The 26684-nt window shown below is 66.7% G+C and carries 19 protein-coding genes and 1 tRNA gene; 4 read left to right on the forward strand and 16 right to left on the reverse strand.

Annotation, left to right across the window (positions count from 1 at the left end):
* Positions 1–6 precede the first annotated feature (6 nt).
* Positions 7–80, forward strand: a tRNA-Gly gene (locus tag IFT82_RS16990).
* Between the two features lie 482 nt (positions 81–562).
* Positions 563–1672: a GGDEF domain-containing protein gene (locus IFT82_RS16995; protein ID WP_192129041.1), complete on the forward strand. Its 1110-nt coding sequence runs from the start codon at positions 563–565 to the stop codon at positions 1670–1672.
* Positions 1673–1871: 199 nt separating this feature from the next.
* Here the strand turns inward: IFT82_RS16995 and IFT82_RS17000 are convergent, their stop codons facing one another.
* The 13 genes from IFT82_RS17000 to IFT82_RS17060 all read right to left on the reverse strand — a co-directional run bounded on the left by IFT82_RS17000 (position 1872) and on the right by IFT82_RS17060 (position 22555).
* Complete coding sequence (locus tag IFT82_RS17000) at positions 1872–2207, reverse strand: DMT family transporter (RefSeq protein WP_244646887.1); 336 nt, start codon at positions 2205–2207, stop codon at positions 1872–1874.
* A gap of 377 nt (positions 2208–2584) precedes the next feature.
* Complete coding sequence (locus IFT82_RS17005; protein ID WP_192129044.1) at positions 2585–5218, reverse strand: glycosyl hydrolase; 2634 nt, start codon at positions 5216–5218, stop codon at positions 2585–2587.
* 3 nt (positions 5219–5221) lie between these two features.
* A complete protein-coding gene (locus IFT82_RS17010) occupies positions 5222–6589 on the reverse strand; it encodes a glycoside hydrolase family 28 protein (RefSeq protein ID WP_192129046.1) in 1368 nt (455 codons plus the stop codon).
* Between the two features lie 2 nt (positions 6590–6591).
* Positions 6592–7902 (reverse strand): pectate lyase, encoded by a 1311-nt coding sequence (pelA, locus tag IFT82_RS17015; RefSeq protein ID WP_192129048.1) that lies wholly within the window; start codon positions 7900–7902, stop codon positions 6592–6594.
* A 20-nt stretch (positions 7903–7922) separates the two neighbouring features.
* Complete coding sequence (locus tag IFT82_RS17020) at positions 7923–10187, reverse strand: glycoside hydrolase family 88 protein (protein WP_192129050.1); 2265 nt, start codon at positions 10185–10187, stop codon at positions 7923–7925.
* 96 nt (positions 10188–10283) lie between these two features.
* Positions 10284–13112 (reverse strand): TonB-dependent receptor, encoded by a 2829-nt coding sequence (locus IFT82_RS17025; protein ID WP_192129052.1) that lies wholly within the window; start codon positions 13110–13112, stop codon positions 10284–10286.
* Positions 13113–13262: 150 nt separating this feature from the next.
* Positions 13263–14609 carry an oligogalacturonate lyase family protein gene (locus IFT82_RS17030; protein ID WP_192129054.1) on the reverse strand — a complete coding sequence of 449 codons (1347 nt, stop codon included), beginning with the start codon at positions 14607–14609 and terminating at the stop codon, positions 13263–13265.
* Between the two features lie 17 nt (positions 14610–14626).
* Positions 14627–16912 (reverse strand): hypothetical protein, encoded by a 2286-nt coding sequence (locus tag IFT82_RS17035; RefSeq protein ID WP_192129056.1) that lies wholly within the window; start codon positions 16910–16912, stop codon positions 14627–14629.
* Positions 16913–17209: 297 nt separating this feature from the next.
* Complete coding sequence (locus IFT82_RS17040; protein ID WP_192129075.1) at positions 17210–17734, reverse strand: metallophosphoesterase family protein; 525 nt, start codon at positions 17732–17734, stop codon at positions 17210–17212.
* A gap of 5 nt (positions 17735–17739) precedes the next feature.
* Positions 17740–18570 (reverse strand): aldo/keto reductase, encoded by an 831-nt coding sequence (locus IFT82_RS17045; protein WP_192129058.1) that lies wholly within the window; start codon positions 18568–18570, stop codon positions 17740–17742.
* Between the two features lie 322 nt (positions 18571–18892).
* The gene (locus IFT82_RS17050; RefSeq protein WP_342355142.1) at positions 18893–19945 is read right to left on the reverse strand and encodes a serine hydrolase domain-containing protein; all 1053 of its coding nucleotides are present in this window, start codon (positions 19943–19945) and stop codon (positions 18893–18895) included.
* Complete coding sequence (locus IFT82_RS17055) at positions 19942–20904, reverse strand: alpha/beta fold hydrolase (protein ID WP_244646889.1); 963 nt, start codon at positions 20902–20904, stop codon at positions 19942–19944. Before IFT82_RS17055 ends, IFT82_RS17050 begins: the two co-directional genes overlap by 4 nt.
* A gap of 283 nt (positions 20905–21187) precedes the next feature.
* Entirely contained in the window at positions 21188–22555 is a 1368-nt protein-coding gene (locus tag IFT82_RS17060; RefSeq protein WP_192129062.1) for a serine hydrolase domain-containing protein, read from the reverse strand.
* An 82-nt stretch (positions 22556–22637) separates the two neighbouring features.
* On the opposite strand from IFT82_RS17060, the gene IFT82_RS17065 reads away from it, so the two are divergent.
* On the forward strand, positions 22638–23282 hold the full coding sequence (locus IFT82_RS17065; RefSeq protein WP_192129064.1) for a glutathione S-transferase: 645 nt from the start codon (positions 22638–22640) through the stop codon (positions 23280–23282).
* A 132-nt stretch (positions 23283–23414) separates the two neighbouring features.
* Here the strand turns inward: IFT82_RS17065 and IFT82_RS17070 are convergent, their stop codons facing one another.
* From IFT82_RS17070 to IFT82_RS17080, 3 genes are all read right to left on the reverse strand, one after another.
* On the reverse strand, positions 23415–23696 hold the full coding sequence (locus IFT82_RS17070) for a DUF427 domain-containing protein (protein WP_192129066.1): 282 nt from the start codon (positions 23694–23696) through the stop codon (positions 23415–23417).
* A gap of 113 nt (positions 23697–23809) precedes the next feature.
* Positions 23810–24595, reverse strand: coding sequence for an SDR family oxidoreductase (locus tag IFT82_RS17075; protein ID WP_192129067.1), 786 nt, complete (start codon positions 24593–24595; stop codon positions 23810–23812).
* Between the two features lie 141 nt (positions 24596–24736).
* Positions 24737–25633 (reverse strand): AraC family transcriptional regulator, encoded by an 897-nt coding sequence (locus IFT82_RS17080; RefSeq protein WP_192129079.1) that lies wholly within the window; start codon positions 25631–25633, stop codon positions 24737–24739.
* Positions 25634–25780: 147 nt separating this feature from the next.
* Between IFT82_RS17080 and IFT82_RS17085 the strand changes: the two genes are divergently transcribed.
* Entirely contained in the window at positions 25781–26506 is a 726-nt protein-coding gene (locus tag IFT82_RS17085; protein WP_192129069.1) for an SDR family oxidoreductase, read from the forward strand.
* The last annotated feature ends 178 nt before the right edge of the window (positions 26507–26684 follow it).

Here is a 26684-nt window from a genome sequence, read left to right on the forward strand (position 1 = left end):
TGCAGCGCGGGTATAGCACAATGGTAGTGCAGCAGCCTTCCAAGCTGAATACACGGGTTCGATTCCCGTTACCCGCTCCATTCCCTCTGCCAGCGTCACCTGAGACGTGCGCCTGTACCGGTTCCGGCGGCGGGCCTTGGATCGACCTGTCATTCGCAAGAGGTTGAATTTCCGAGGCGTTCGCGATGCGAGGCGGGGATGTGGCATCGCTATCGGTCGCTGGCGTGGGTATTCCACGGAGCATCCTCGATGCCGCCTATGGGAACGCTACGTCCGAAAATGGTGGTGAACGGTCCGATCGCTTTCGGGACCTCGCTTGGAAGAGGCGACACCGCATGCTCATATAAGACGTATCCGGTTTTTCCATCGCGAGACCCGAGAGACAAAGCAACACTGTTCGATATGCGCTTTTAGCAATCGGTTCGCGGTCGTTTGCATAGCGAAAGGCGAACACTGCCAACCATATTGCAAGCTTTTCGAGGTATCTGCGCTCCAAACTACGAAGGTTTCTTTCGCCATAACCGACAGGCCAATTGCCCGAATAGTGCGTCCGAACCGGGCGATGTCGTGGCTGCTCGATCCCAGGTGTGAGATCGATGCAGACGGACGTAGCGTCCTGCTGGGGCAGTTGCTGTCATCGCCGCTCGCGATTGTAATGGGCTCGACCAACAGCCTGGTGCTGTCAGCCGCATGCTTGATATTGCACGGCGGATTGGTTTTTGCGCTGCTTGGCACGTGCGAAGTGGCGCTTCTTGCGGTGCGTGTGTTGGTGCTGAAGCGCGTGCGCGACATCTGGCAGGTGGGCGGCGTACCCGACGTGGGCGTGCCGGTGATGCTGTCGATGGCGTGGTGCCTGATGCAGGGCCTGCTTGCATCCGTCGCCCTGCAAACATCCAATTTGCCACTGATGGTGCTGGCAGCGACCCTCATCATGGGCATCATCGGACCGCTCTGCGCGCGCAATTTTTCAGCACCGCGACTGGCGTTGCTGCTGGTCTGTCTGTGTGATCTGCCGTTCAAGGTCGGCGCGGCGCTATCCGGTAATCTCTGGCTGTGGCTGCTACTGCCGATGACACCGCTGTTTCTAATGGGGGCGATGCAAATCGTGCGGACCTTCCAGCACTTGCTTACCGCATCGCTACGGGCGGAAGCGCAACAGCGCTATCTTGCCGATCACGATGCGCTGACCGGCCTGCTCAACCGAACGGGGCTGGATGCCGCGCTGGTCGGACTGCCGGCGGCGGACGACGACATCCTAGCCGTCTTGGGGATAGACTTGGACGGATTCAAAGCAGTCAATGACGCTCATGGGCACGCAGTGGGCGATTTGTTGCTACGAGCGGTTGGCCAACGGCTGGCGAGTGCCGTTCGACCGGGCGACCTGATGGCGCGGATCGGCGGGGACGAGTTCATGGTGGTGGTCCGCAATATGACTCCCGATGCGGTTGGCCATGTCGGCGACACCTTGGTGGCGTCGATCGCCGACGAGGCCTATTCAATCTGTGACGCCACGGTCCGCATTGGCGCAAGCATTGGCTATGCCTGCTTCCCTGAAGACGGCGCTACCGTCGAACAATTGCGCCTTCAGGCCGACGTCGCGCTTTACGCGGCCAAGCGTACCGGGAAGGGCGCAAGCCTGCGTTGTAATTTGCCCTTGCGCCTCACCGGATAAGGCCGGCCTGCTGCAAGTTCATAATGCAAATTATTGATCCTCCCTCAAGACAGATCAAGTTTTGGTGGTTAGTGGACGTACCGCACGGGGGGAACATCGCTCCCGTTTAGGGGAACGTCGGGTTCAAAAATGGCGGAAATGCGCGCTGACGGCGGAGGGTATCTCCTCCGCCGTTATGTCCGAAGCGGGCGTCCACTTATTAGTGAGCCGAGGCCTTCGAAAACGTGTTCATGACCACAACACCGCCAATGATCAGCCCCATCCCAATCACGGCAGCAGCATCGAGCTTCTGACCCTGAAACGCCCATGCAGCAGCTGAAACAAGAACAATGCCGACGCCTGACCAGATCGCATAGGCCATTCCTGTCGGGATCGTTCTAAGGGTCAGAGACAGAAAGTAGAAAGCAATACAGTAGCCAATCACGGTGACCGCTGTCCAAGGCAAGCGAGTGAATCCATTGGACTGCTTCATTGCAGTGGTGGCGCAAACCTCGGCGACAATCGCGATTGCGAGCATGACATAGTTCATGAGCATTCCAGTAGCACACCGGGTGAGGCGAAATTGCGATGCTGCTTTAGTCGTTCACAACAGCCGCAATTGGGCGCGTTCAGCCTAACCGGTTTTAGGGTCGGCTTTTCCGACTGCGAATGCCGCGAAGTGGTAATAAGCGGCATGGTCGCTTTCGGATAGTCATCGCGGCAGGATGTCGTTCGTTGACGTAGCCGGGCGTGAGGCATGGTCGCGCTCGTGGTCCCGTTGATTCGTCGCCTGCTGGTGATCGCCGGACCCAAACCCGTTCGTCGTCTAGCTCATGGGGGCCCCGCCTTCCCAGGAGAGCGAGCCTCCGACAGACCCGGGGCGGAAGTCGGGGGGTGCCGGCGTGACGCCCTGAATTGGTCGCTGTACCCTGTTCAGGGCATATCGGAGAATGCCACGTTCAGCGTGATACGACCGAGCAACCCTGATGGAGCAGGCGCCAGCTTGTCGCGGTCCTGATCGACGAAGCGTTCGCCATACCGCATGGTCAGCAACCGGCGATCGGGCGGCGTGCGCGCGGACAGGGCGTTGGTGGCGCCGCTCATCACGGTGACGTCGATGCGGTTCTGGCCGGGGTGCAGGAACGGCCCGATATCGATCTGCCACGGTGCCGCCCAGACGGTGCCCGCCTCACGGCCATTGATGCCGACGAGCGCGGCTTCCCGCACGGGGGCGGCAATCGCAGCGCGTGGGCGATCGCTGCTACCGTCCGACACTGGCGTTCCCTCGCCGAAATTTAGGATCGCCGGTCCTGACGATCCGTGTTTCGGCAGGACGAAGCGCCGCGAATAGCGGATCGCGCCCGAATAATGGCGCAGCGCCAGAACGCTGGTCCAGGAGGTTCCCGGTGGCGGTGCGTGCAGCGTCGTCTCCCACCCGGTCGACAGGTCGAGCAATGGCCGCAGCGGTCGCGCCGGACCTGCGGGGGGCAGGCCGGGTGACATCGCCAGCAGACGTGATTGATAGGGGGCGAGGTCGAGCGGAACGTCGCCGCCTCCTGCCGCCTGTCGGGTGCCGCTCAGCGGGTCCCACCATTCGCCTTTGCCGGTGTCGCCCGCAAAGCGCGCGGTCGTCCGGATCGACCGGGCACTGGTGTTGACGACGAAATAGAGGTCGCCGCCCGCGATCCGGCGCCGGACGAAGCCGACCGCCGCATCGGGCTGCGCCAGCACCATCGTGGGCGATGTGATCCGCCGCAATGTCTCGCCCAGCGCTTCGGGCGAGACGATCGAGGCGTTCCTCCGCCGGAAAAGCGACCGCGCCAGGGTGCGAACGGTACGACCCCCGGCCACACCGTCACGCAGGCCACCCGCTGTACCGGGCGCGCCGCCGGTCGCGACCAGCAGTCCGCCGCGATCCACCCACGCCGCGATGGCGCGCAGGGCCGCCGGATCGATCCGCGTCAGGCGGGGCAGCACCAGCACGCGGGCGTTCAGCTTTCCCGCCACGATCGCCTGCGCATCGACGAAATCGACGCCGTGCCCCGCGTCCAGTACCTGCGCCACGACATCGTCGCGCAGCCTGGACCTCATTTCCTCGTTCACCGAGGCGTGCGCGGGGCGCATATCGGCAAAGGCATCCTCGATCGGCAGATAGATCGCCACATCGCCATCGGGTGTCCCCTCACGCAGCATCGCGCTCACGCGTTGCACATATCGCGTCACCGCCGGCATCGCGGGATACCAGGGGTTGTGATCGCTGAGCGCCGCCGCCGCATAGAAGGCCCAGCCGGGTTCGCCAGCACCCGGCGGCGAATAGGGCCAGCCATGACCGACGATCTGGTTGACCCCTTGCAGGAAATGCCGATCGGCCTCGACCTTCATGTCGAGCGGGGTTGCTGCCCATGCCGGCGAATGCAGCCACGTCCACGTTTCCGATGACACGACCGGCCGGCCGTAGAGATGAGCGGCGGACGTCGCCCACCGGGTCGAGGTGAAGGAACGCCAGTCGGCCCCTTCGCCCTCCGGCAGATCGACCAGCGCGTTGCTCGACAGCGTCGGCGGCGGAAAGCCATATACTTGCGCGCGGAAACGGGTGCCGCGGGCATGGGCCCAATCGGTGATCGGCCGCAGATAGCGTTCATCGACCAGTTCGGAGAGCGTCCGCGACCAGTCGAACCGGACGGCGGCGCTGTCGGGCGTATCGGCGAACAGCGCGGGCAGATGATCGAGCAGATCGTACCCGCGACGGCGGCGGAACTGCTCGGGCAGATCGTCCGTCCAGCTCGAACCATAGGCTTCGAGGCTGTCGGAGAACATCGCATAGGGCGGTGTCGTGCCGGCAAACGCCGATAACAGACGGTCGCCGACCATCGTGAGATGGCGCGTGACGGCGGCGGTGCTGACGTGGTCGATCACGAACCCCTCGGCCCCGACCGCGGGACGTTTCACCTGCTGGCCGGTGCGACCCGCGACGAAGACCATCATCTGGCGTTCGACCGGGCTGGCCTTCACCGATACGGTATCCGTCGCGACCATGGCGAGGCGGCGGCCGTCGATGAACGCCGCCAGCATCCGCTCACCCTGCTGCATCGGTGGCACCGGCACGCGATCGGCACCCGCCGGCACCGAAACCCGCACCATATCGACCTTGGCCGCCGCCTGCGACACGGGCACGTGCGGGCCGCCGAACGGCCAACCGCTGCCGATCGTCACATCCATCCGCATCCCTGTCATGCGGGCGGTGTCGCCGACATGACGAAGCGCGGACAGGAATGGATCGGAGAGGAAGGGCAGGGTGCGGATGCCCGCCGCCGGATCGTCCAACGCCAATGGATAGGTCGGCTGCACCTCGAACCCGCCGAACCCGCCAGCCTTCATCGCCGCGATCTCGCGATCCAGTTCGGCGGTGTCGACGGCGGGGCCGAACCACCACCAGCGGACCAGGGGACGGGCGTCGTCTGGCGGTGACCGGAAACGATCCCACAGACCGGTCCCGCCCGATGGCGCGTCCTGTGCCGCAGCGGGCGCGGTCGACAACAGGGCAAGCAGCAGAATGACGCGGGTCATCGATCAACCGGCCCTTGTGGGCATGATCCCGGCTTGGCGAGCTTCGTTCGGTTGCGTCAGATGTTTCCGCTTCCGGCCGTCACGTAAGGGGGGTGATTGCACGGTGCCGTTGACCCGGACGCGGTCGAAGCGCAGCCCCTGCACGCCGTCAGCCACCAGTACCGGGCGCGTCAGTCGCACGTCGATGTCGCGGAACGCGATGTCGTCGATCGTGGTCTGGCCCGGGTTGGGCCGGATCGTGCCGAATGCGCCAAACCGACCCCTGATCCGCACGAAGGAGAGGCCCCGAACGTGAGACGGCGGCGCGGCCGCGCGTGGATCGCGATACTGGGTCCAGGGTTCCACCGCGACGATCGCACCGCCGGCGTTGTCGAGTGTGATGTCGCGAAAGGTGACGTTCTCGTACCGCTGCGGCGTATCGGGGCGCAGCTTCAGGCGGGCAAGCACCATCGCGCCGCTCACGGTGCTTCGTTCCACCACGACATCGCGGATGATCGTGGCCTCGCTGCCGCAGGAAAAGACCTGATGGCCACGACGGAAATGGCAGTTGCGCACGCGGATGCGCTCCACCGGGGGGCTGTCGGTATCCGACAGGGCGTTCGGCCCCTTCGAGCCCTTGGCGGCGATGCAGTCGTCGGTGACCGAAAAATAGCAGCCGTCGATCGTCACGTCCTGACAACTGTCGATGTCGATGCCGTCGCTGCTGGGCGCCTGTTGATAGTCGTCGGGCACCTCGAACCGGGTGCGCCGGACGGTGACGTCGCGGCAGCGATAGAGGTGCAGGTTCCAGAACTGCGAATCCCGGAAGGTGACGCCGTCGATCGTCACCCCGCGCGACCGCTCGATCAGGGCCAGCCGCGCGCGGGGCAGGCCGATATTGGGGAAGTTGCCCGGATCGGGCGCGGCGGCGCGCCGTTTCCAGAACAGGTCCCAGACCGGTCGCCCGGCCCCGTCCAGCGTCCCCGCGCCGGTGATCCGCAGTCCGTCGCACGCCGCGGCGTTGATAAGCGCAGGGGTGAAACTTTCCTCGAAATGCCCCTCGATCCGGGTCCGCTGTGGCGGAAAATGCACCATGTCCGTCGTGCAGCGCAGCACCGCGCCCGCATCGAGATGCAGGTGGACGCCGGGCTTCAGGAACAGCGCACCGCTGACGAACACGCCGCGCGGGACAACCAGCGTGCCGCCGCCCCGCGCCGCGAGCGCATCGATCCCCGACTGGATCGCGCGGGTGTTGACGGTGGCCCCGTCCGCCACCGCCCCGAACGCGCGGATCGATGCCGTGCCGTCCGCCGCGCCCGCCGCCGTCGCGGCGAAGGGGAGGGCGAGGATCGCGGCGGTCGCCGCCCGGCGATCGGGGCGTGGGCCGGCCATGGTCAGCCCTTGCCGCCGGCGGCCGCCCGGTCGAGTACCCGCTGCGGCTGGGTGACGTACCAGTTGTAGCCGTTGCGGCGGCCGATCGAGATGTCGTTCACGTCGTCATGGATGCGCTGGTCCTTGTCGCCGAAGATCGGTTGCTGCGTGACCAGATCGTAGTTGCGCGACCATAATGGCCCCGCCCCGGCACGGGCGAACAGCTTGCGCCCCTCCGCCTGCGATACGCGTTCCCACGCATAGCCATGGATCGCCCGCGCCTTCAGCCACGCGACGCCGGCATCGATCGCGCGGCGGATGGCGGGGGACGGGTCCGGCTGGTCCATCAGGAACATCAGGACATCGGTCGTCTCGCCGCTGGCGATCGAGCGGGGCTCGTAGTTGCGCGCGGAGATCGGCGCGAGCGTGAGCGCATCGACCTGTTGCGGCCAGCCGGTGGGCGTGCCGTTCACCCGGAACTGCGCGGCGAGGATCACGTCGATCGCCCTGCCGACGGCGGCGGTCGCCCGGCGGCGCAGATCGGCCGGCACGAACCGGTAGACCGGCTGGCCGCCGACATCGCGCAGCATCGTGGCGGCACGGGCGACGGCGTTGTCGTTGAAGGTGATGCCATCGTGAAACCCGCCCTCCAGCGGCCAGACCTGCGGCCAGCCACCATTGGGATATTGCGCATCCAGCAGGTAGCGGACGCCCTTCACGATGCTGGCGCGGTACCGGTCGCCGTCGCGCCCCGGCTTCTGTTCGACCACCTTCGTCAGGAACCGCATCTCCTGGATCGTCGCATCGTTGTCGAGCGTGCCGACGAAGGTCCAGAACCGGTCCTCCGGCGCGTCGAAATTGGACCGGTCGGGGTCCATCGTCTCGGCATCGTTGGCATAACGCTGGCCCGGCAGGCGCGGCGGGCGCGACCGGTCCTGATTCTTGCTCCAGCCGCCTGCCGGGGTCTGGAAACTGACGATGCCGTCGGCGATCGTGCGGGCTTCCGGCCCGGCATACCACGCCGCCGGGCGATCGAGCGGCATGTTGTATTCGCCGCCGCCGACTGCGGTGGGGGGCGGTGGCGGGGTCTGCCCCGGTTTCAGTTCGGCGACGAGCGAGGCGCGGTCCGCCTGCCGCGCCTGCGCCGACCTGGCGAGATAGGCGAGCCATGCCGGTTGCTGCGCGGGCGGCAGGATCGCCTTCACCCGGTCCGCCGTCAGCGACGGGGCGGGGGTGTTCATCCGCAATACCCGCGCTGCGAGCGGCGGCGCGACGGTGGAAGCCGCTACGACGGCGATCGGGGCGAGCGCGAAACCGGCGAGGATGATCTTCATGGGGCGAGCCCTCCTGATCGTTATCGTTTGGCGAAGTCGAAGCGGGTGGCGGCGACGAACCGGTCCCACGCCGCCGCCGTCGGGAAATCGAGCCCACGGTCCCAGCCCGCGCCCGAATAATAGGTGAACGGAACCCCGGGGGTGACGCGGACGAGGACGAGATAGTTGTTCGCATCCTCCGCGAAGCCCTGCACCATCGCCGGATCGACCGCGACGGTCAGCGACAGCGCGCCGTGCCCGGCGTCGGCGGGTTCATGGAAGGTCAGCAGCCCGCGCGCCGCATCGCGCACGACTTGCCCCTTGCCGCCGCCGCCCGCCCGCTTGCCGATGCCGATCGCGACGACCAGCGGATCGGTGGTGTCGGACCGCAGGGTCGAGGTCATCCGCGTGAAGTTCGATCCCATCGGCAGGTCGAACCGGCGTTCCTCCCACACCTTGCGCACGACATCGACCGGGAACGGCCTGTACGTCACCGCGAACGAGGCGGTATCGCCGCCGGTGGCGATGATGCGGTGCGTGGCCCAGTTGCGCGACGTCCACAGCTTGTTGTCCTGCCAGATGCCGAGGCCGCCGCCGCCACGGCCGCCGCCGACATCGTAGAAGTCCAGCCCCTCGCCCCGATCGATGTGGTAATTGGGGAACTTCAGCTGCCGGCGCATGAAGGGCCAGCGCACCCGCTTGCCCCACACGTCGATGCCCGATCCCGAGGGCGGCTCCTTCGCCTCCAGCGCAGGGCCGTAGATGCGGAAGGCGACGCGGTCGTTCTCCCACAGGATATCGTCCAGCCGTTCGGTGGCGTGGTAGGCGAGGGCGCGGGGGCGGCGGTCGTCGCCCGTCGGCGGCGTCAGCGGTTCGATCGTGGAGGGGCGGCCGGCGGCGGCGGGATCATAGGCCAGCGCCTGCGTCGCGCGAACCTCGGCCGCGCGGCGCGTCCGCTCCTCGGGGGTGTTGATGGTGACGGGGGGCGGGGGCTGCGGTGTCGTCGCCGCGATCAGGGCCGCGTCGTCGCGAGCGGGTTCGGGTTCGGGCAGGGTGCGGGGGGCGGCGCGCAGCCGGGCCACCTCGCTGCCCGCCAGCAGATAGCCGCCGGTGGCATAGAGGCCGACATCGTCGGGCCGGGTCGGGACGGGCTGGTCCCCGGTCTTCTGCGCGGCGCCGACCAGCCCCGATGGCAGGACATGGCGGTTGAGCGCCGCCCAGCCCCGCGTCACCACGCGTGCGTAGCGGTCGCGGGGAAGCAGGCCGTGGTTGATCCCCCAGGCGAGGCCATAGGTGAGCAGGCCGCTGCCCGAGGTTTCCGGTTCGGGAAACGCCTGCGGATCGAGCAGGCTGGCGCGCCACAGGCCATCGGGCTGTTGCAACTCCGCGATCCGGCCCGCCAGCGTCCGGTATTGGTCGATATAATAGTCGCGGCCCTCGAAGGTGGCGGGCATCGCCTCGATCGTGCGGGCGAGGCCGGCCAGCACCCAGCCATTGCCGCGCGCCCACATCACCGGGCGCCCATTGGGCGATGGCCGGTCGATGAAGCGGGCGTCGCGGTAGAACAGCCGGTGTTCGGGCGACCATAGCCGCGCTGCCGTGCGCCGCCATTCGGCATCCATCGCGCGGAGATATTTCGGATCGCCGGTCAATGCGGTGGCGCGGGCGAGGACGGGGGGCGCCATGAACAGCGCGTCGCACCACCACCAGACCAGCGGATCGTCCGCCTTCGCCTGTCGTGCCAGATGCGGAACGCCGTAATCCAGCCGCTGCTGCAACGGCATCAGCACGCCTTCCTGCCGCCGCCGGGCATAGAGTTCGGCATAGAGATCGCCGACCGCCACGTCGTCGGCGTTGAGCAGCGTGCGGGCCGACCGTGCGCCGCGCAGCCCGTAATTGTAATGCTCCGCCACCGCGGTCAGGAAGCGCAGCGTATCGGGCCGGTCGGACAGGCGGGCGAGGCGGGCCGCCCCGACATAGAAGGCCGCCGCGACCCAGTTCGATCCGATCTCGTGCAGCGCGCTGCCGGTCGCCAGCGCGATCGGCCGCCGGCTCATGTCGGCGATCTGCACCGACGCGACATATTCCATCGCGCGGATCACGGCGGCGCGATCGGGCGCCCGGTCGCCATCGAATCGCAGGTCGGGGCGGGGCAGGGGCGTGAGCCATGCCGTCTCCATCCCGATTACCGCCGCCGTCGGTGGCGAAGCCGGCGCGGGCGCGCGCTGCGCCATCGCCGGCTGCGTCGACAGGACCGTCGCCGCAAGGGCGGTAATGACGGGGGAGAGTACCCGGCGAACGATCATGCCATTTCTCCATCCGACCGGCTGCGGGTCGTCATCGTATAAAAACGGGTCCGCGCCCGAAGTCGCGGACCCCAGGGCCGCTGGCAGCGAGGGGAATTAGTACCGCCAGCGGAAGCCAAACAGAATCTCGCGACCGAAATGCCGGTAGTTCGACACGCGGTTGGTGGTGTCGACATAGGCGTCGGTGAACGTGTCGGTCAGGTTCACCGCCTCCAGCGTCAGCGAGATCTTCTTCGTCAGGTCGTAACGGAACGAGGCATCGATGTTGGTCGTGCCGTTCTGCCCCGCCTCGTCATTGCCGTTGCCGCCGGGAAACGCGGTCAGGTAGCGATCGCGATAGGCGGCCGACACGCGCGCGCTGAAACCGTCGCGCTCGAAATACAGCGTCGTGTTGAAGATGTTCGACGACTGGCCGGTCAGCCGGTTGAACGACGGCGCCTGCGGCGTGCCGTAATTCACCCGCGAGGCGACATGGGTGTAGTTGCCGATGAAGCCGAAGCCGTTGAACGGCGCGGGCAGGAACGAGAAGGGTTGCTGGTACTGGACCTCGATCCCCTTCAGCGTGCCGCCGGTGCCGTTGATGTTGCGCGTGACCTGAAAATTCTGGTCGGGCGACGACGGGGTGCCGATCAGCAGCGAATCCGGCAGGCCCAACTCGCGCCACGGCACGACCGAGATGTCGGTGGAGATGAACGAGTCGATCCGCTTGAAGAAGCCCGCCACCGCCAGCAGCGCTTCCGGCGCGAAATACCATTCGGCCGACAGGTCGACATTCTTGGCACGGAACGGCTTGAGCAACGGGTTGCCGTAGTTGATCGTCTGGCCGGAGGTGTTGAGCGACCCGCCCGGCGTCAGGTTGCCCAGCGGCGGACGCGACATCACCTTGGCGGTACCGAACCGGACGACGAACTTGTCGGTCACGTCCAGCGCCATGTTCGCCGAGGGCAGATAGTCGTTATACTTGTTGTCGGCGGTCACGTAGGCGGCGTTCAGGAACCCCGACGATGCGGTTTCCGTGCGCGCGTAGCGGAACCCGAAATTGCCCCGTGCGGTCATCCCGAGGAACGGCATCGTGAAATCGAGCTGCGCGTAGAGCCCGGTGTCCTTTTCCGTGACCGCGCGGTCGCTGCTGAGGTTGGGGTTGATCGGATAGTTGGTGAACAGCCCCAGCCGGTCGGTCAGTTTCCCGATGTCGGGCGTGTAGTAGTTCAGGTCCGACCCCGCCGGTATGTCCAGCCCGCCGTCGATCGTCTCCACCTTGCCCAGCCCGTCGACGCCGCGGATCTGCTCGCCGGCGGACAGCACGCGGTTGCGGTTGCGGCCAAAGGTGGTGAAATCATAATGGCGGCGCTCGCCGCCCAGCTTCAGCGTCAACCGCTCGTCGAGATCATAGGCGAGGGCGCCCGAGAACGCGTCGAGGATATAGTCCGCGCCGGACTCGCTCGACCGGAATTCGGTGAGCGTATAGGCATTGGGATCGGCGACGTTGAAACCGTATTTGATGAGCGGCAGGCGGTCGTTGTCGCGGAAATCGTAGGTGTAGCCCTTCACGTTCAGCGCATCGAACTGGTACGAGATCGAGACCGGCGTGCGCGCCCGCGACAGCGAGCGGCCGATCTTGAGCTGCCCGCGGAACCGGTCGGTGAAGGCGTGTTTGGCGTTCAGCGACACCTGCGTGAATTCGGTCTCGTTGCGGTCGAAACCGTTCTCCGACCGGACATCGACATTGTCGAACACGCCGTAGACCAGCATGTTGCGGTCATTGACCTCGAAATCGCGGACGACCGTCTCGCGGACGCCGGTGGCGGTGCCGCGGCTGAACGAGATCACGCCGACGTTCGGGCTCTCGAATTCCTGATTGAACCGCGAATGCAACGCATCGATCACGACCTCGGTATCGTCGCCCGGTTTCCATTGCAGGGCGGCGGTGATGCCCAGCCGATCCTCGTTGAACTGGCCATAGGTGTAGCGCGGGATGCGCGGATAGAAGGCATTGAGCAACCGCGTCCGGTCCGCCGGGGTCGTGCAGCTGGTGCAGCCGCCGAAATTCTGGTTGGCCCCATAGGGCAATGCCGCGCTGCCGCTCTGCCAGCGGGTGGTGTTGAAGCTCTCGCTGGTCGGCTTGCGTTCCGAATAGGCGACCGACACCAGCCCGCCCCAGGTCTGGTCGTCGTTCGACCAGCTGAACAGCGTGGCGATACGCGGCAGCACCTGTTTCGACAGGTCGTTGTAAGATGCCTGCCCGGATACCGCGGAATCGAACCCCGCGCCGAAATCGAGCGGCCGTCCGGTCTGGAGATCGACGGTCGCGCCCAGCGACCCCTCCTCGATCTCGGCCGACTGGGTCTTGCGGACCGTGATGCTGTTGAACAGTTCGGATGCGAAGATCGAGAAATCGAACCCGCGCCCGCGATTGCCGCCCGCCGCCGCCTGCGCTTCCAGCCCGTTGATGCGGACGCGGGTAAAATCCGACCCCAGACCGCGCACGCTGATCGACCGGCCCTGACCGGCTTCACGCTCGATGGTGATGCCGGGCAGGCGCTGGATCGATTCCGCGAGGTTCAGGTCGGGGAAATCGGCCATGTCCTCGGCCAGGATCGCGTCGACCGCGCCGGCCTCGGTCTTCTTGATGTTGAGCGCGCGTTGCAGGCTGGAGCGGAAGCCGGTGACGACGATCTCGCCCGACTGTTCGTCGGTGACGGCAGCATCGGGACCAGCATCCGTGGTCGGCGCCTGTGCGGTGGTATCGGGCGCGATCTGGTCGCCGGGCGCGCTGGCGGCGGCGGGCGGGGCGGTGGTCGCCGATGGCGGCGTCGAGGGCGCAGGCACGGTCTGGGCCGCTGCCGCATCGGCCCCGATCAGTATCGCCGAGCAGGATACGGTCGCCAGCAACGACCCCATCCGCGTCATCAACATGTTCTGCATATCCACTCCCATCGGCAACTGACACCGGTGTCATCAGAAGAACGGCTGGTTCACCGTTTCTTATCGATTCTGTCATGAAGTTGTATGCCAACTTTTCGGATGGCGCAACTCATTCCGTTTTATGGAAAAAATTCCATTATTTGGAACGGATCATGTCTTCGCGACCTCGACCATGTAGACGTGGTTGCGCCCGTGCATGTTCGACCCGAACACGATCCAGCGATTGTCGGGGGTGAAGGTCAGGTTGGGTTCCAGCCGGTAATCGTGCCGGCCCATGTCGACCAGCCGTTCGCCGCGCAGCACCTCCGGCGTGACGAGCGCGGGGTCGTAGACCTCGGTATCCCCGTCCCTGACCGGTTCCGGGCGCAGCAGCACCAGCCATTTGCCGTCCGGCGCATGGGCGACCATGTCGGCATCGCCGCCATCGCCCGCGAACAGCGTGCCGTCGGGCGAGATGTTGAAATGCACCGACCAGTCGTTCTGGTCGACCCGCCGCCACAGGCGTCGTCCCGTCGCCAGTTCCAGCCCCGCGACCCAGAACACCTGCCCGCGCGGGGTCTGGAGATCGTACCAGACCCATTTGCCGTCGGGGCTGAAGAATTCATGACCCCAGATTTCCATGTTCATCGTGCGCCGGTGCATCGCGACGGGATCGCCGCCATCGGCGCGGATGCGCCACATGCGGGTCACCCGGTGCCACGGCCCTTCGTGCGAATAGATGATCTGTTGCGGATCGGTGGGGGAGAATTGCGCGTGGTTCAGCCAGTCGGTCGATTGCAGCAGCACGCGCCGCCGGCCGGTCTTCAGGTCGATGACGAACAATTCCATCGGCACTCGCGCCGCCCAGCGTTGCAGCATCCGCACGCCCTTCGCCTTGGCGAAGTTGAGCGGGCGGCCATCGGGGCCGTTGGCGGCATATTCCGCCTGCCCGAACCGGCGATTGCGCGGATCGGGCACGTCGGGTTGCAGCGGCGTGTCGCCATGCGCGATGGTGCAGACCAGCATCGTCTCGTCGGCGTTCACCGACCAGCATTGCCCCTGATCCAGCCGGGCGACCCGGCGCGACCGGCGGCTGTCGAGATCGATCGCGTAGACGGTGCGCGGCCGGTCGCTCGGCTGGCCCTCGCCCGGATCGGATATCCAGTAATAGGCGGTGCGCGTCCGCCGTGCGGCGCAGAGCAGTTCGGCGCGCGGATCGGCCACCAGCATCCGGCGACGGCGGGTGGTCAGGTCGACCGTGACGATCCCGGCCGGCGTCGACATCACCATCGCGTCCCCCTGCGGCGTGAAAGTGGGGCGATAGAAATACGCCTTGCCGCCGCCCTCGTCGCCCGACAGGCGGACGATGCGGTGGCCGGTCTTCGGATCGATCCAGTCGACCGGCACCGGTCCGGTCGCCCCGGCGCCTTCCTGCGCCAGCACGGGTGTCGCGATCGCGGCGGTGGCGGAGGCCGCGACGGTGCCGCGCATCATGTCGCGCCGGGTCAGTGCGGTCATGGTCGGTCTTCCTTCGGTCATGGCGTGGGGGCCAGTCCTTCGGCCCGGACGGTCCATCCCCGTTTCGGAAAGCCGGGGGCGGGGCCGCGCGATCCGTCCCAGCCGCCCGCCATCATGCCTACCGCCAGCAGCAGCGCTCCGTTCGACGGGAAATAGGCCTCCGCCGCCCGGCGATAGCCCGGGCCATCGGGATTGTGCGCCATCGCGACCCCGCCCGCGCCGCCGATCGCGGGCACCAGATCCTCGGCATGTTCGTCGAGATGGACGCGCGGCGTCATGCCCGTCGGACCCCATTGGTTGTTTTTCGTCGAGGCGAACAGCCAGTCGATCGCCTTGTCCGGCTCGCCCAGCCGGGCGGCGGTCATCGCGATCATCGGGAAATCCCATCCCCAGGTCTGGCGGCGGTCCCATGTCGCCTCCATCGCCGCCAGCGTCCGCCGCATCGTCTCGCGGTCGATCCGCGCGCCGGGGATGAAGCCGTACGCCATCAGGAACGAGGGATGATCCCGGTTCTTGCACGACGGCCCCGCCGCAGTGCCGCGACACGCCGGCGACTGCGCGTCCCGCCAGAAACCGGGCACCGATGCGGCCGGCAGGTACAGCCCGTCGCGCACCGGCGGCGGCGCGATCCGTCCGAGCGCCCGGTCCCATTCGGGCTTGCGCGGCTGCCCGCGCCGCTGTCGCCATGCCTGCGCCGTCGTCAGGCCCCAGCGAAAATACTCGACCTCGAACGTCGGGTCGCGCGTGGTCAGCGGATCGTAATTCTCCTGCGCGGGGATCAGCGGCGGCCCCAGTTGCAGCCGCCCGCCCTTGTCGAGCGGCCAGTGCGCCAGCAGGTCCGCCGTCGCCTCCACCACCTCGCCGTACCGTGCCAGCACCGCATCGTCACGGTTCGCACGCCAGAGCAGTTCGGCGAGCAGGATCGGGTGCGGCTGCTGCCACATCAGGAACGGGGAGACGAGACTGGGGCTGTTCCGCCCCTCCGGCCCGACCATCTTGGGCCACCATGCGCCCGGCACCCTGTGTCGCGCCGCCTCCGCCCGCGCCTGCGGCAGATGCGCGACGTACCACGGCATCGCCCGGGCGAGCAGGTCGGGGTGCGACCAGGTCGCCTGCCATGCGGCGTGCCACGGGTGCATCTCCAGATGGAACTTGCCGTACCAGCTGTTGGAGAACAGGCCCTCTTCCTGCGGGGGCAGCGTACCCGCGCCGTTGATCGCCGACAGATATTGCGACAGCACGACGCGGCGTTCCAGTTCGGGCGCACGGGTATCGGTGCTGCCGGTGAAATCGACCGCCGCGCCCTTCGTCCAGAAATCCCGCCAGTGCCGCGCGGTGGCGTCGATCGACTCCGGCACGCCCGGGTTCGCGGCGGGCTGCGGATCGGGGGTGAAGCGGACGGTGAAGCGCAGCCGGTCGCCGCCGCCCCCGGTGACCCGCACCCCGGTAGCGGTGGCGACATCCAGCCAGCCATCGCTGTCGATGCGGGAGGTGTAGCGGGTATCGTCCAGCGTCCGCGTCAGCGCGACCGACCGGGCAGTGCGGGTCAGCACCCGCGTCGTCTCGGTAGCGCGCGGCGTCCAGCCCGACGGATCGGGATTGATCGCCGGGGCGACGCCGGGATAGCGCACGGTCGCGCCCAGTTCGCCCCGCGCCACCAGCGGCGACACGATCTCCACCGCGACCAGATCGACGGTCGGATGCACCACCGTCGTCACCCGCACCGGCGTGCCGCGCAGCCGGAACTCGCTGGTCAGCCGTCCGGTCCACAGGTCGAGTTGCTGGCGGGTCTCCGTCACATCGGCGAAGTCCGGCGCGGCCTCGCCCAGTGCCAGCGCGATCCGGCCCAGCGAGATACGATGGGGGTTGGCGCGCAGCCAGCCATAGGCCGGGTTCTTCTCGCCATCCGCCCAGCTCTGCATCCAGGCATAGGGCTGGCTGCCGCGCCCCTCGACCGGGATCATCCGCCACCCGTCCCGTTCCCGCACCTTCGTCGGATTAGGGAAGCTGTGCCACCCCCATTGCGCCATGGTGAGCAGGGGCGCCAGTTCGGAGTAGCGACCCGAAAAGCTCTGCAACCCGGTGATGTCGGCGGTGAAGCCGAGCTGCCCGTTGCCGAGCATCACCGGCGCATGGGGATCGATCCGCGTCTGTAGCACCATGTGACGCGCGACCAGCGCCTGCCGGTCGATCCTCGCCGCCGCCGGTGTCGCTACAAAGGCCAGCAACGCGACGGTCGTACTGACCGTCAGCGAGCCTTTCCCGAATGACCGGAAGGCATCACGGCGCCGACGGTGTCGCATTCAATCCACTCTCCAACACCTAACGGTCAGTTGTACTGTCCATAACTGAGCCAGCGCTGGCACGCAACATATCATACAAATTTCGATGAACCGGTATGATTCTGCGATCGTCTCTGCTTGCACAAAACTCCCTCAAACCAGATGCCTGACGTTTCGCCCGGCGGAGGCAGGAACGCCGGGCCAAAGAGGATCGCCACCCGAGCCCCGAACGGAAGTCGGCAGCCAGCGTAACCCGGTCTGTGCCGATGATTCCGACAGCGCTCGTCGCCGGGTCGGTTCAGCGGGCGTCGTTCACGATCATGCGGGTTCATGGCTCGGGGGCGGCAAAGGGGCAAACTTGCCGGCGACCAGTTCGGCCAGTCGAACCGGACGGAAATCCCTGGCATCGACGCCCACATCATACTGGCGGAGCATGGGTTTCAGCTTGCCGTGGCTGTGGCCGTGCAGGTTGATCGCGCGGCGGTGCTGGCCATTCCAGCTCCTGAACGGATAATGGCAGAGGATCAGCCGATGGTCGCCCTCCGTCAATTCGGCATAATCGCCGACGCTGGCCCAGCCGTCCGCCTCGCCGGTCGCAACGGGATCGTTGTTGCCGCGGATCAGGTGCTTGGTACCGTTGAGGCGAGCGAGCAATGCCGCCACGTCGAGCGGTCGCCGTGTCACGTCTCCCAGATGCCACACGACGTCTTCCGGGCCGATGACCGCGTTCCACGCCGTGACGAGCGCCTCGTCCATCTCGCCGACCGTCGCGAAAGGGCGGCGATGGATGTTGAGCGTCCGGTGATCGCCGAAATGGGTGTCGGCGGTGAAGAACAGCGCCATACCGGTCACAGCATCTCAAGCGGGCGACGGCTGCGCGGGGCGGGGAAGGCGGCATCGAGCGCGGCCATGTCGTCATCAGACAGTATCAGGTCGACGGCAGCCCGATTGTCGCGGACGTGCGCGACGCTGCCCGCCTTGGGTATGGCAATCACGTCGCCCCGCCGCAGCGTCCAGGCGAGGGCGACCTGGGCGGGCGTGGCGCCGATCGTCTCGGCGATCCTGCGGAGTGTCTGATCGGCAAGGAGGCGGCCCTGTTCCACCGGGCTGTACGCCATGGCCGGAATACCGTGAGACTCCAGCCACGGCAGCAGATCATGCTCGGGGCCGCGACGGGTGAGATTATAGAGGATCTGGTCCACCGCGCATCCGTCACCGCCAGCCGCGAGCAGTTCCCCCATGTCGCTGGTATCGAGATTGCTGACGCCCCATCGGCGGATCTTGCCGGCCGTTCGCAACGCCTCCATCGCCTCGACCGTCTCGCCGAGCGGCACCGATCCTCGCCAATGAAGCAGGTAGAGATCGAGCCGGTCGGTGGCGAGCCGCCTCAGGCTTGCCTCGCAGGCGGCATGCAGGCGAGCATGTGACGCGTTTTGGGGATAGGCCTTGCTGACGAGGAAGAGCTTGTCGCGAACGTCACCCAACGCTTCGCCGACGAGTTCCTCGGCAGCGCCGTCCCCGTACATCTCCGCCGTGTCGATCAACGTCATGCCGAGATCGACGCCCAGACGCAGCGCGGCGATCTCGTCCGACCGGCGATCGGATCGCTCCCCCATCATCCAGGTGCCCTGACCCAGTGAGGGTATCCGTTCGCCGCCCGGTAACGACACTGTTCGCATGCTTTGCCTCGGCTAACCCCATGGAGCCGAACAAACGAACGAAGCCGATGTCAGGTGCATACCGGTCGGTTCATGAGGAGGGACGGACAGCGGGCCACTCAAAGCCGGGCGGGACGAACGGGGCGGGCTGTCCTGTGATGGTCACGCCATCGCGGATCATCGGCGATCGACAAGACGACCAAGCGTCCGATGTTTCCAAGCGGGCATGAATGTCTTCTTGCGGGTCGGCAGCCACCCTGAGCGCAATCTCTTGATTGATTCCATGTCTGTCGCGCCACCGGACTGCCGCCTTCGATCTGCGGCATCGTCACCGCAATGGGTATTACGGCGCAGCATCGCGCTCGACGGCGGGCACGATCCCGTCATCAAGGAGCGCGTGGAGTGCGGCGATATGGCCATTGTCTCGTGCCCCGTTGGGATCCGAGGTCATGACGATCGTCAGCTTCAGGTCCGGGACGATGAACAGCATTTGCCCGCCATAGCCCCAGGCGAAGCGCAGCGGGTGGCCGCGGCTGGTGCCGACGAACCAGCCATAGCCATATTGCCCGCCGCTCCACGGCGACACGGTGCGCGGAGTCCAGCTTTCGTCGATCCAATGCGCGGGGATGATCCTTCGTCCGTCGATCACGCCGCCCAGCCGATAAAGCTCGCCGAACCGCGCCAGGCTGCGCGGCGACATCATCATGTCGTTGCCGCCGAAATAGATGCCCTGCGGATCGCGCGACCATGGCGGGATCGCGATGCCGAGCGGCGCCGCCAGCCAGTCGCGCATCAGAACATGGGTGTCGCGACCCGACGCACGGGTCAGCATCGCCGAGAGCAGATGCGTGTTGCCGGTCGAATAGAGCATCGCGCCGCCCGGCTCGTCGACGAACGGGCGCGCCAGCGCGAAGCGGACCCAGTTGCGGCTGGACACCCAGCGCCCATAGTTCTCGCCCGACGTCCGCTCCAGCCCTGCGCGCATCGTCAGCAGATCCTCCACGGTCAGGCGATGGAGACGCGGGTCGGGATCGGGCGGCGCATCGCGGTCGAGCACGGACAGCACGCGCTGGTCGATGCCGGTCAGCACGCCCCGCGCGATCGCGATGCCGACCAGCGCGGACAGCACCGACTTGGACGCGGACTTGATGTTGACCGGCCGGTCGAGCGGTGGCCCGCCGTTGAAGCGTTGCTCCGCCAGTATCTGGCCATCACGCAGGATCAGCAGCGAGCGGAGCCGGGGCAGGCGCCGGGCCTGCGTCACGGTGTCGGCGAGCATGGCGCCGTCCAGGCCACGCGTCTCGACCGGGCGGGACGCCGGCGATTGCCGCGGCACCGGGGCGGCATCGCAACCGCCGGCGAGCAGCAGCGCCAATGCGCCGGCCGTCCGCCTCACGGCGTCATCGCGGCGCGGAGGGTCCGGAGGAAGACGGCGGGTGCCTCGACCTGCGGTGAATGGCCGAGATCGTCGAGGCGGATCAAGCGTGCGTTCGGGATGCGCTTCACCGCCTCCTCGGCCGCTTGCGGCACGGTGCGAACACGCGAGCGCTGGTCCTCCGGCGCGCTGCTTGCCCGAAAGGCGGTCAGGTCGCGCTGGCCGATGATGAGCGTGGTCGGGACCGTCAGCTGGGGCAGTTCGGCGGCGACCGGCTGGGTCTGGATCATGTCCGACAGGCGCGCCTGTGCGTCCCGCACCCTGTTCCCATCGGGGCTGGCATATTGACCGGCCAGCATCGCGACCCAGCGGTCATAGGCCGCGCGCCACTCACCGTGATAATAGTTGCGAAGCTGATAGGCCTTGATCGACGCGGCGTTCGTCTTCGCCTCCTCCGCGCGCAGCTTGCCGAGGTCGGTATAGGGCACGCCCTCACTCAACGTGTCGTTGAGGCCGAGCGGGTTGACCAGCACCAGCTTCGAAACCCGCTCGGGATAGAGGCGTGCGAAACGCGTGGCGAGGATGCCGCCGGTCGAATGCCCGATCAGGACGACTTTGCCGGCATCGGCCTGATCGAGAAGCGCCGCGGTGAGCGCGGCCATGGCGTGGAAGCTGTACTGATAGCCACTCGGCTTCGACGATTTGCAGAAGCCGATCTGATCCGGCGCGATGACGCGGTAGCCCGCGGCCGCCAGCCCGCGCGCGGTGTCGCCCCAGGTAGCGGCGCAGAAATTCTTGCCATGCAGGAGGACGACCGTCGTCCCGTTGGGGGTCGCGGTCGCTGGCCAGTCGAGAAAGGCCATGCGAACCGGATGGCCTTGCGAGCCCGCCTCGAACCAATGGACCGGCGCGGGATAGCCGAACCGCTCCAGATTGACGCCAAGCGGCACGGTTTGCGCTCCAGCGGTGGTCGAGAGCATGGCCGAGCAGGCGACGGCGGCGAGAAGACGACGAAACATCAACGGATAACACCGGTCGCGACGTTGATATCCCAGACGACAGGGATGGCGTCGGATGCTCGGGCGCCGCATCATGCCGAACCAACGGCAACATTCGGTGATCGCGACATTCGCGATCCAGAAGCTGGATATCAAAAGCGGTCATGGCGGGGAGATGAACGGGCGGCCGGAGTCGGGAAGCGGGGGAGGGGGCGGGCGTGTCTGCTTATGGGTCGAACCGCCGTACCATAGGGTTCCCTGAACACTACGGCGTCAGGCCGGCCACGTCAGCGGCGAAGCGGGCGATATCGAAGCGGGCGGCGCCAGGATCCTCGCCACGCCTGACGATGACCAGATGCCGGGACGGGATCACCATCACATATTGGCCGCGATTGCCCTGCGCGGCGAAGCTGCCCTGGGGCAGCCCCTGCTTCGGGCCGAACAGCCACATCGTCGCGCCATAGCCGGGACCACTCGCCGGTTGCGGTCCGCTCGGCATCGTCATGGTGCGCATCCAGCCCGCTGGCAGCAGGCGCTTGCCCGCCCAGATCCCGTCCTGCGACCAGAACAGGCCCAGCCGGGCGAGATCGCGCGCGGTCGACCAGACCTGGCTGGAGAGGATGTAGTTGCCGTGCCAGTCCGTTTCCGCGACGGTATGTGACATGCCGAGCGGGCCGAACAGATTGCCTGGCCACGCACGGTATCGATCTTCGCCGATTATTTGTCGCGTGGCATAGACGGCGAGCAGGATATCGTTGTTTGCGTACCGGAAGCGCGTGCCGGGCAGCGCCTCCAGCGGCCAGGATGTCGCCTGCTCGTCCACCGTCGTGCCGCCGAAGTAGATGGCGTCGGTGCGGTTGCCGGCACTGTCGCTGTGCAGGCCGGACGCCATGCGCAGAAGATGGTCGAGCGTGATGCCGCGTCGTGGATCGCCGGCGGTCCATTGCGGCACGGTGGCACGGGCATCCAGCGGGGCGGCATCGGCAAGGCCGATCAGCGTGCCCGCGATCGACTTGCCGACCGACCAGGTTCGATTGGAGACGAACGGGCCGAAGCCGTGGCCATATCGCTCGGCGACAACGCGGCCGTCCTTCAGGACGACCACCCCGACCGTCTTGGCGCCGACGCCGTACCCATCGCCGAACGCCGCACTGACGACCTTCGTGAGCCCGGCGGAGGGCCGCAGTGCGATGCCGGCATCGCCCTGCGGCCAGCGACGAGGGTCCGCACCCGCGATCGGCGGCATGGCATCCAGCGGCGCTGCCGATCCGCCGTCCGCAGGTGCCCTGCTGCCGATCGGCAGCGTCATGCAGCCATGGCCGTCGCGCCACACCGCGTATCGCGGCGGCAGCGCGGGGTCGAAGGTGACGGCGACGGACCGGCGCGGGCGGTCGACCTTCGCGATCAGCGTCGACACGATCTTCTCGTATTCGGGGTAGATGCCCGTCAGTTCGTCAGCATCGATCTGCGCCGGGGTCCGCCCGGCGTTGAAGAGGCCGGAGCAATAGAGTGCCGCCTTGTATCCGCCCGCCACCGCGCGTCGATAGGTGCCCGCCGAGGGCTGGGCGACGATCTGGGCGTTCACCGATGCCGACAGGAGGAGGGCGAGGACGGCTGCTTTCGGTATCCGCATGGCCGCATCATTCCATCCACGCCATGGTACGGCAATGCAATTATCCTGCCCGCACCATTCGGTTTTCCCCCATATCGGCGCCATGACCGACCACATCCTCTACAGCTTTCGTCGTTGCCCCTTTGCGATGCGGGCGCGATTGGCGCTGGCGGTCAGCGGCGTGCGTTATGAACTTCGGGAGGTCCGGCTTTCGACCAAGCCTCCAGAGCTTCTCGTCATGTCGCCAAAGGGCACGGTGCCGGTGCTCGTAACGGCGGAAGGGGCGGTGATCGAGGAAAGTCTTGCGATCATGCGTTGGGCGCTGCGGATCAGGGACCCGCAAGACTGGCTCGCTCGCGACGACCCGGCGCTGATCGCGACCAACGACGGTGTGTTCAAGCACCACCTGGACCGGTACAAATATCCCGACCGGCACGGCTCGGACGCTGCCCGGCATCGCGACCTCGGCTTCGCGTTCCTGCAGGATCTGGAAACGCGGATCGGCCTTGCCGGTCATCTCTGTGGTACGGAGGCGGGCCTGACGGATGCCGCCGTCATGCCGTTCGTCAGGCAGTTCGCCGGGGTCGATTGGCCGTGGTTCGACAACCTGCCCCTGCCACGGCTGAAGGCATGGCTCGCCGAACATCTCGCTTCGGCGCTCTTCGAGCGGATCATGTACAGGGTTTCGCCCTGGTCTTCGGGGGCGAAGGCAACCATCGTCGAAGGAATGACGGCGGCCGATGGCTGAGGCGATCATCGCCGATCAAACGGCGGCCAGCCTGAGATTAACGAGCCTCCGCTTTCGAGAACCGGGCGAGAGCGTCTGAATGTCGGCTTGTAGGTCGGCATGGTTACGGTTCTGCCGACGAGAGGAGGCCCGTCAGCCGACCTCCACGCCCTTCCAGAAGGCCACACGGCCGCGGATTTCCTCCGCCGCTGCCTTCGGCTCCGGGTAGTACCAGGCCGCATCGGGATTGTCGGCCCCGTCGACGTGGATGTCGTAATAGTGCGCTTCGCCTTTCCATGGACAGATCGTCGTCGTGTCACTCGGCCGCAGTCGCGAGGCGTCGACGGACGCTATGGGAAAATAGTGGTTGCGTTCGACCACGACGGTATCGTCGCTGCTCGCGATCAGTATGCCGTTCCACCGTGCTTCGACCATGATGCATCTCCAAAGTTGTTCGATCCTGCACTGCGCTGACGTCCATCGGCAAGCGCCATAGGATGGAATGATCGCGGATCAGGGGGCAGTGGCGGCCAGCTACCTGACGTGCATCACGGTTGGCGCCGTCGGTTACCCTCTTCACGCTGCTGGGCGGCGCGCGTCGTCAACGTCTTCAATGTCTCATCGAAGCGACCCTCGCGTTCGGCCTGCCGCAGGAACTGCACCTCATCGACCAGGATTTCGGGCGGCGTCGGTTGCCGGGCGAACTGGGCGATAACCGCATCGGCGAAGGCGTCGAGCGGCATGTAGCCTGGGCGGTTCGCCTGTCCCGGCGTGAGGTCGGTCTGCACACCCGGCGGTGCCAACTCGATCACGTCGACCTTGCCCGCAAGCTGGGTCCGCAGCGAAACGGTATACGAGTGGATCGCCGCCTTGCTCGCCGAGTAGGTGGGTGCCGCCACCAGCGGTACATAGGCCAGGCCCGAGGTGACCGTGACGATCGCGGCATCGGGCTGGCCCGTCAGATGGTCGATCAGCGCGTTCGTCAGCCGGACAGGACCCAGAATGTTGATCGCCAGCGTCGCTTCGGCATCGGTCAGGCTGCGCCGGCTCGTCAAATCCTCGAATTTCATGATGCCGGCGTTGTTGAACAGCACATTCAGTGACGGGAAGTCGGCTACGACCTTCTGGGCGAACGCATCGACTGCCGCGGCGTCCTCGACGTCGAGGGTCATGGTGTGGATGCGATCGCGCCCGCCCGCTGCCTGCCAAAGCGCCTCCTGTCGCCGCCCGGCGATGATGACGGTGTCGCCACGATCGTGGAACCGGTGGGCCAGCGCCTCACCGATGCCGCTTCCCCCGCCAGTCATCAGGATCGTGTTGCCGCTGGTCTTCATGGTCGATTGCTCCACGTCGGGACAAGGTCGTCGGCTTTAGAATGATTGCCGCACCGCATCGTTCAATCCATGCCCCGCCTGTTGAAGTCGGCAGTCACAGCGTGCCGTTGCCTCGCCCGCTATCCTCGACTTCGCCTGCGGCTAAAGTGCCATGCCCGCCGCCGGCGCAGCGTGAAGCCGATCGATGTCCAGTCGCGGTGGCGCGCCAAACAGGCGGCGATATTCGCGGCTGAACTGTGACTGGCTCTCGTAGCCGACCGCAAACCCTGCCGCGCTGGCCGTGGCTCCGCCGGCGAGCATCAAGCGCCGCGCCTCCTGCAGACGCAATTGCTTCTGGTATTCGAGCGGCGTCAGACGGGTGATCGCCTTGAAGTGCGCATGAAGCGAAGAGGTGCTCATGCCGGCTTCGGCCGCGACCTCGTCGATGCGGATCGGCGTATCGAAGCGACGGCGGATCGCGGCGATGGCGCGGCTGATCTGGTTCAGGTGACTGCCTGCGGTTGCGACGTGGCGAAGCATCGGCCCGTGCGGCCCGGTGAGCAGCCGGTACAGGATTTCGCGCTCAATCAGCGGTGCCAGTGTCCGGATCGTTTCGGGCCGGTCAAGCAGCCCCACCAACCGGCAGGCGGCGCCGATCAGGTCGGCATCGATGGGGTGGACGCCCAGCACCGGCAGGTCGGTCCTGTGCGCGACGCCGCCCTCGGTCACAATCAGGTCGGCGAGGATCGCGGGATCGAGATCGATCTTGCAGCAGAGATACGGTCTGTCGGGACTCGCATCGATCACATGCCCGACCAGCGGCAGGTCGACCGAGACGAGGAGGTAATGGGCGGCATCGTAAACGACGCTGTGGTCGCCGATCGACACGCGTTTCGATCCCTGGGCGATCAGGCATAGCGAAGCCTCGTAGACGGCAGGCGTCGGCGTGCTCGGTTGATCGGCGCGGATCAGCGACAGATGCGGCATCGCCGTCGTGCAGATACCCGTTCCGCCGACGTGTCGGTCGATGACGGCGGCAAGCTCGGTGATCCGGTCCATACCGATCGTCATTCATCAGCCGATCGGCGCGCGCAAGCGAGGGACGCCAGTTCTGGAGAATCGTGCAAAGGGTTCGGACGATCGCTCTACCGCGAACCCGTCCTGACGCTCCATCTTGCTGGCCATCATCAAGGCAAGGAAAGCATCATGGCAGCTACTATCGACAAGGTCGTCCTCATCACCGGCGCCTCGAGCGGCATCGGCGAAGCGACGGCGCGCGAACTGGCCGCGGCGGGCGCACGGCTCTTCATCGGCGCGCGCCGCGGCGAGCGGCTGAAGGCGCTGGCGGAGGCGCTTGGCGACAGCGTCGCGTGGCGAACGCTGGACGTGACGGACGGTGCAGACTTCGACGCCTTCGTGGCAGCCGCCGAAATGCAGTTCGGGCACATCGACGTGCTGGTCAACAATGCCGGCGTGATGCCGCTCTCGCCGCTCGCCGCCCTGAAGCGGGACGAATGGAAACGGATGATCGACGTCAACATCCACGGTGTCCTCAACGGCATCGCCGCCGTGTTGCCCCGCTTCGTGACGCAGCAGAGCGGGCATGTCGTCAACGTCGCGTCGGTCGCCGCGCACATGGTCATGCCCACGGCGGCGGTCTATTGCGGCACCAAGCATGCGGTGCGGGCCATCACGGAGGGGCTGAGGCAGGAGCATGACGAGATCCGCTCGACGCTGATCTCGCCGGGCGTGGTCGCCACCGAACTGGGGCACGACATTACCGATCCGGCAATAGCCACCGCATTGACGGGTTGGCGGAAGAAATCGCTCACCCCGGACGCGATCGCACGGGCGGTCCGCTATGCGTTGGAGCAGCCCGAGGGCGTCGACATCAACGAGGTCATCGTCCGTCCGACCGCGGCGGATATGTGACGCGCCGGCGTGCCAGCCCTCCGACACCGCCTCCATCGAGGACATGTCACCCCAAGAAAGGGCACGTCGGCGATGTGCCCAACCTCGCCAGCCTGCCGCATTCATCACTTCAACAGATCCAGCAGTCTGGACTTGCCCCGCTTAAGTGGAGAGGCATTTGCTCAGCGTGACACGGTTC

It is taken from the genome of Sphingomonas sp. CFBP 8760, assembly GCF_014841615.1.
Lineage (GTDB): Bacteria > Pseudomonadota > Alphaproteobacteria > Sphingomonadales > Sphingomonadaceae > Sphingomonas.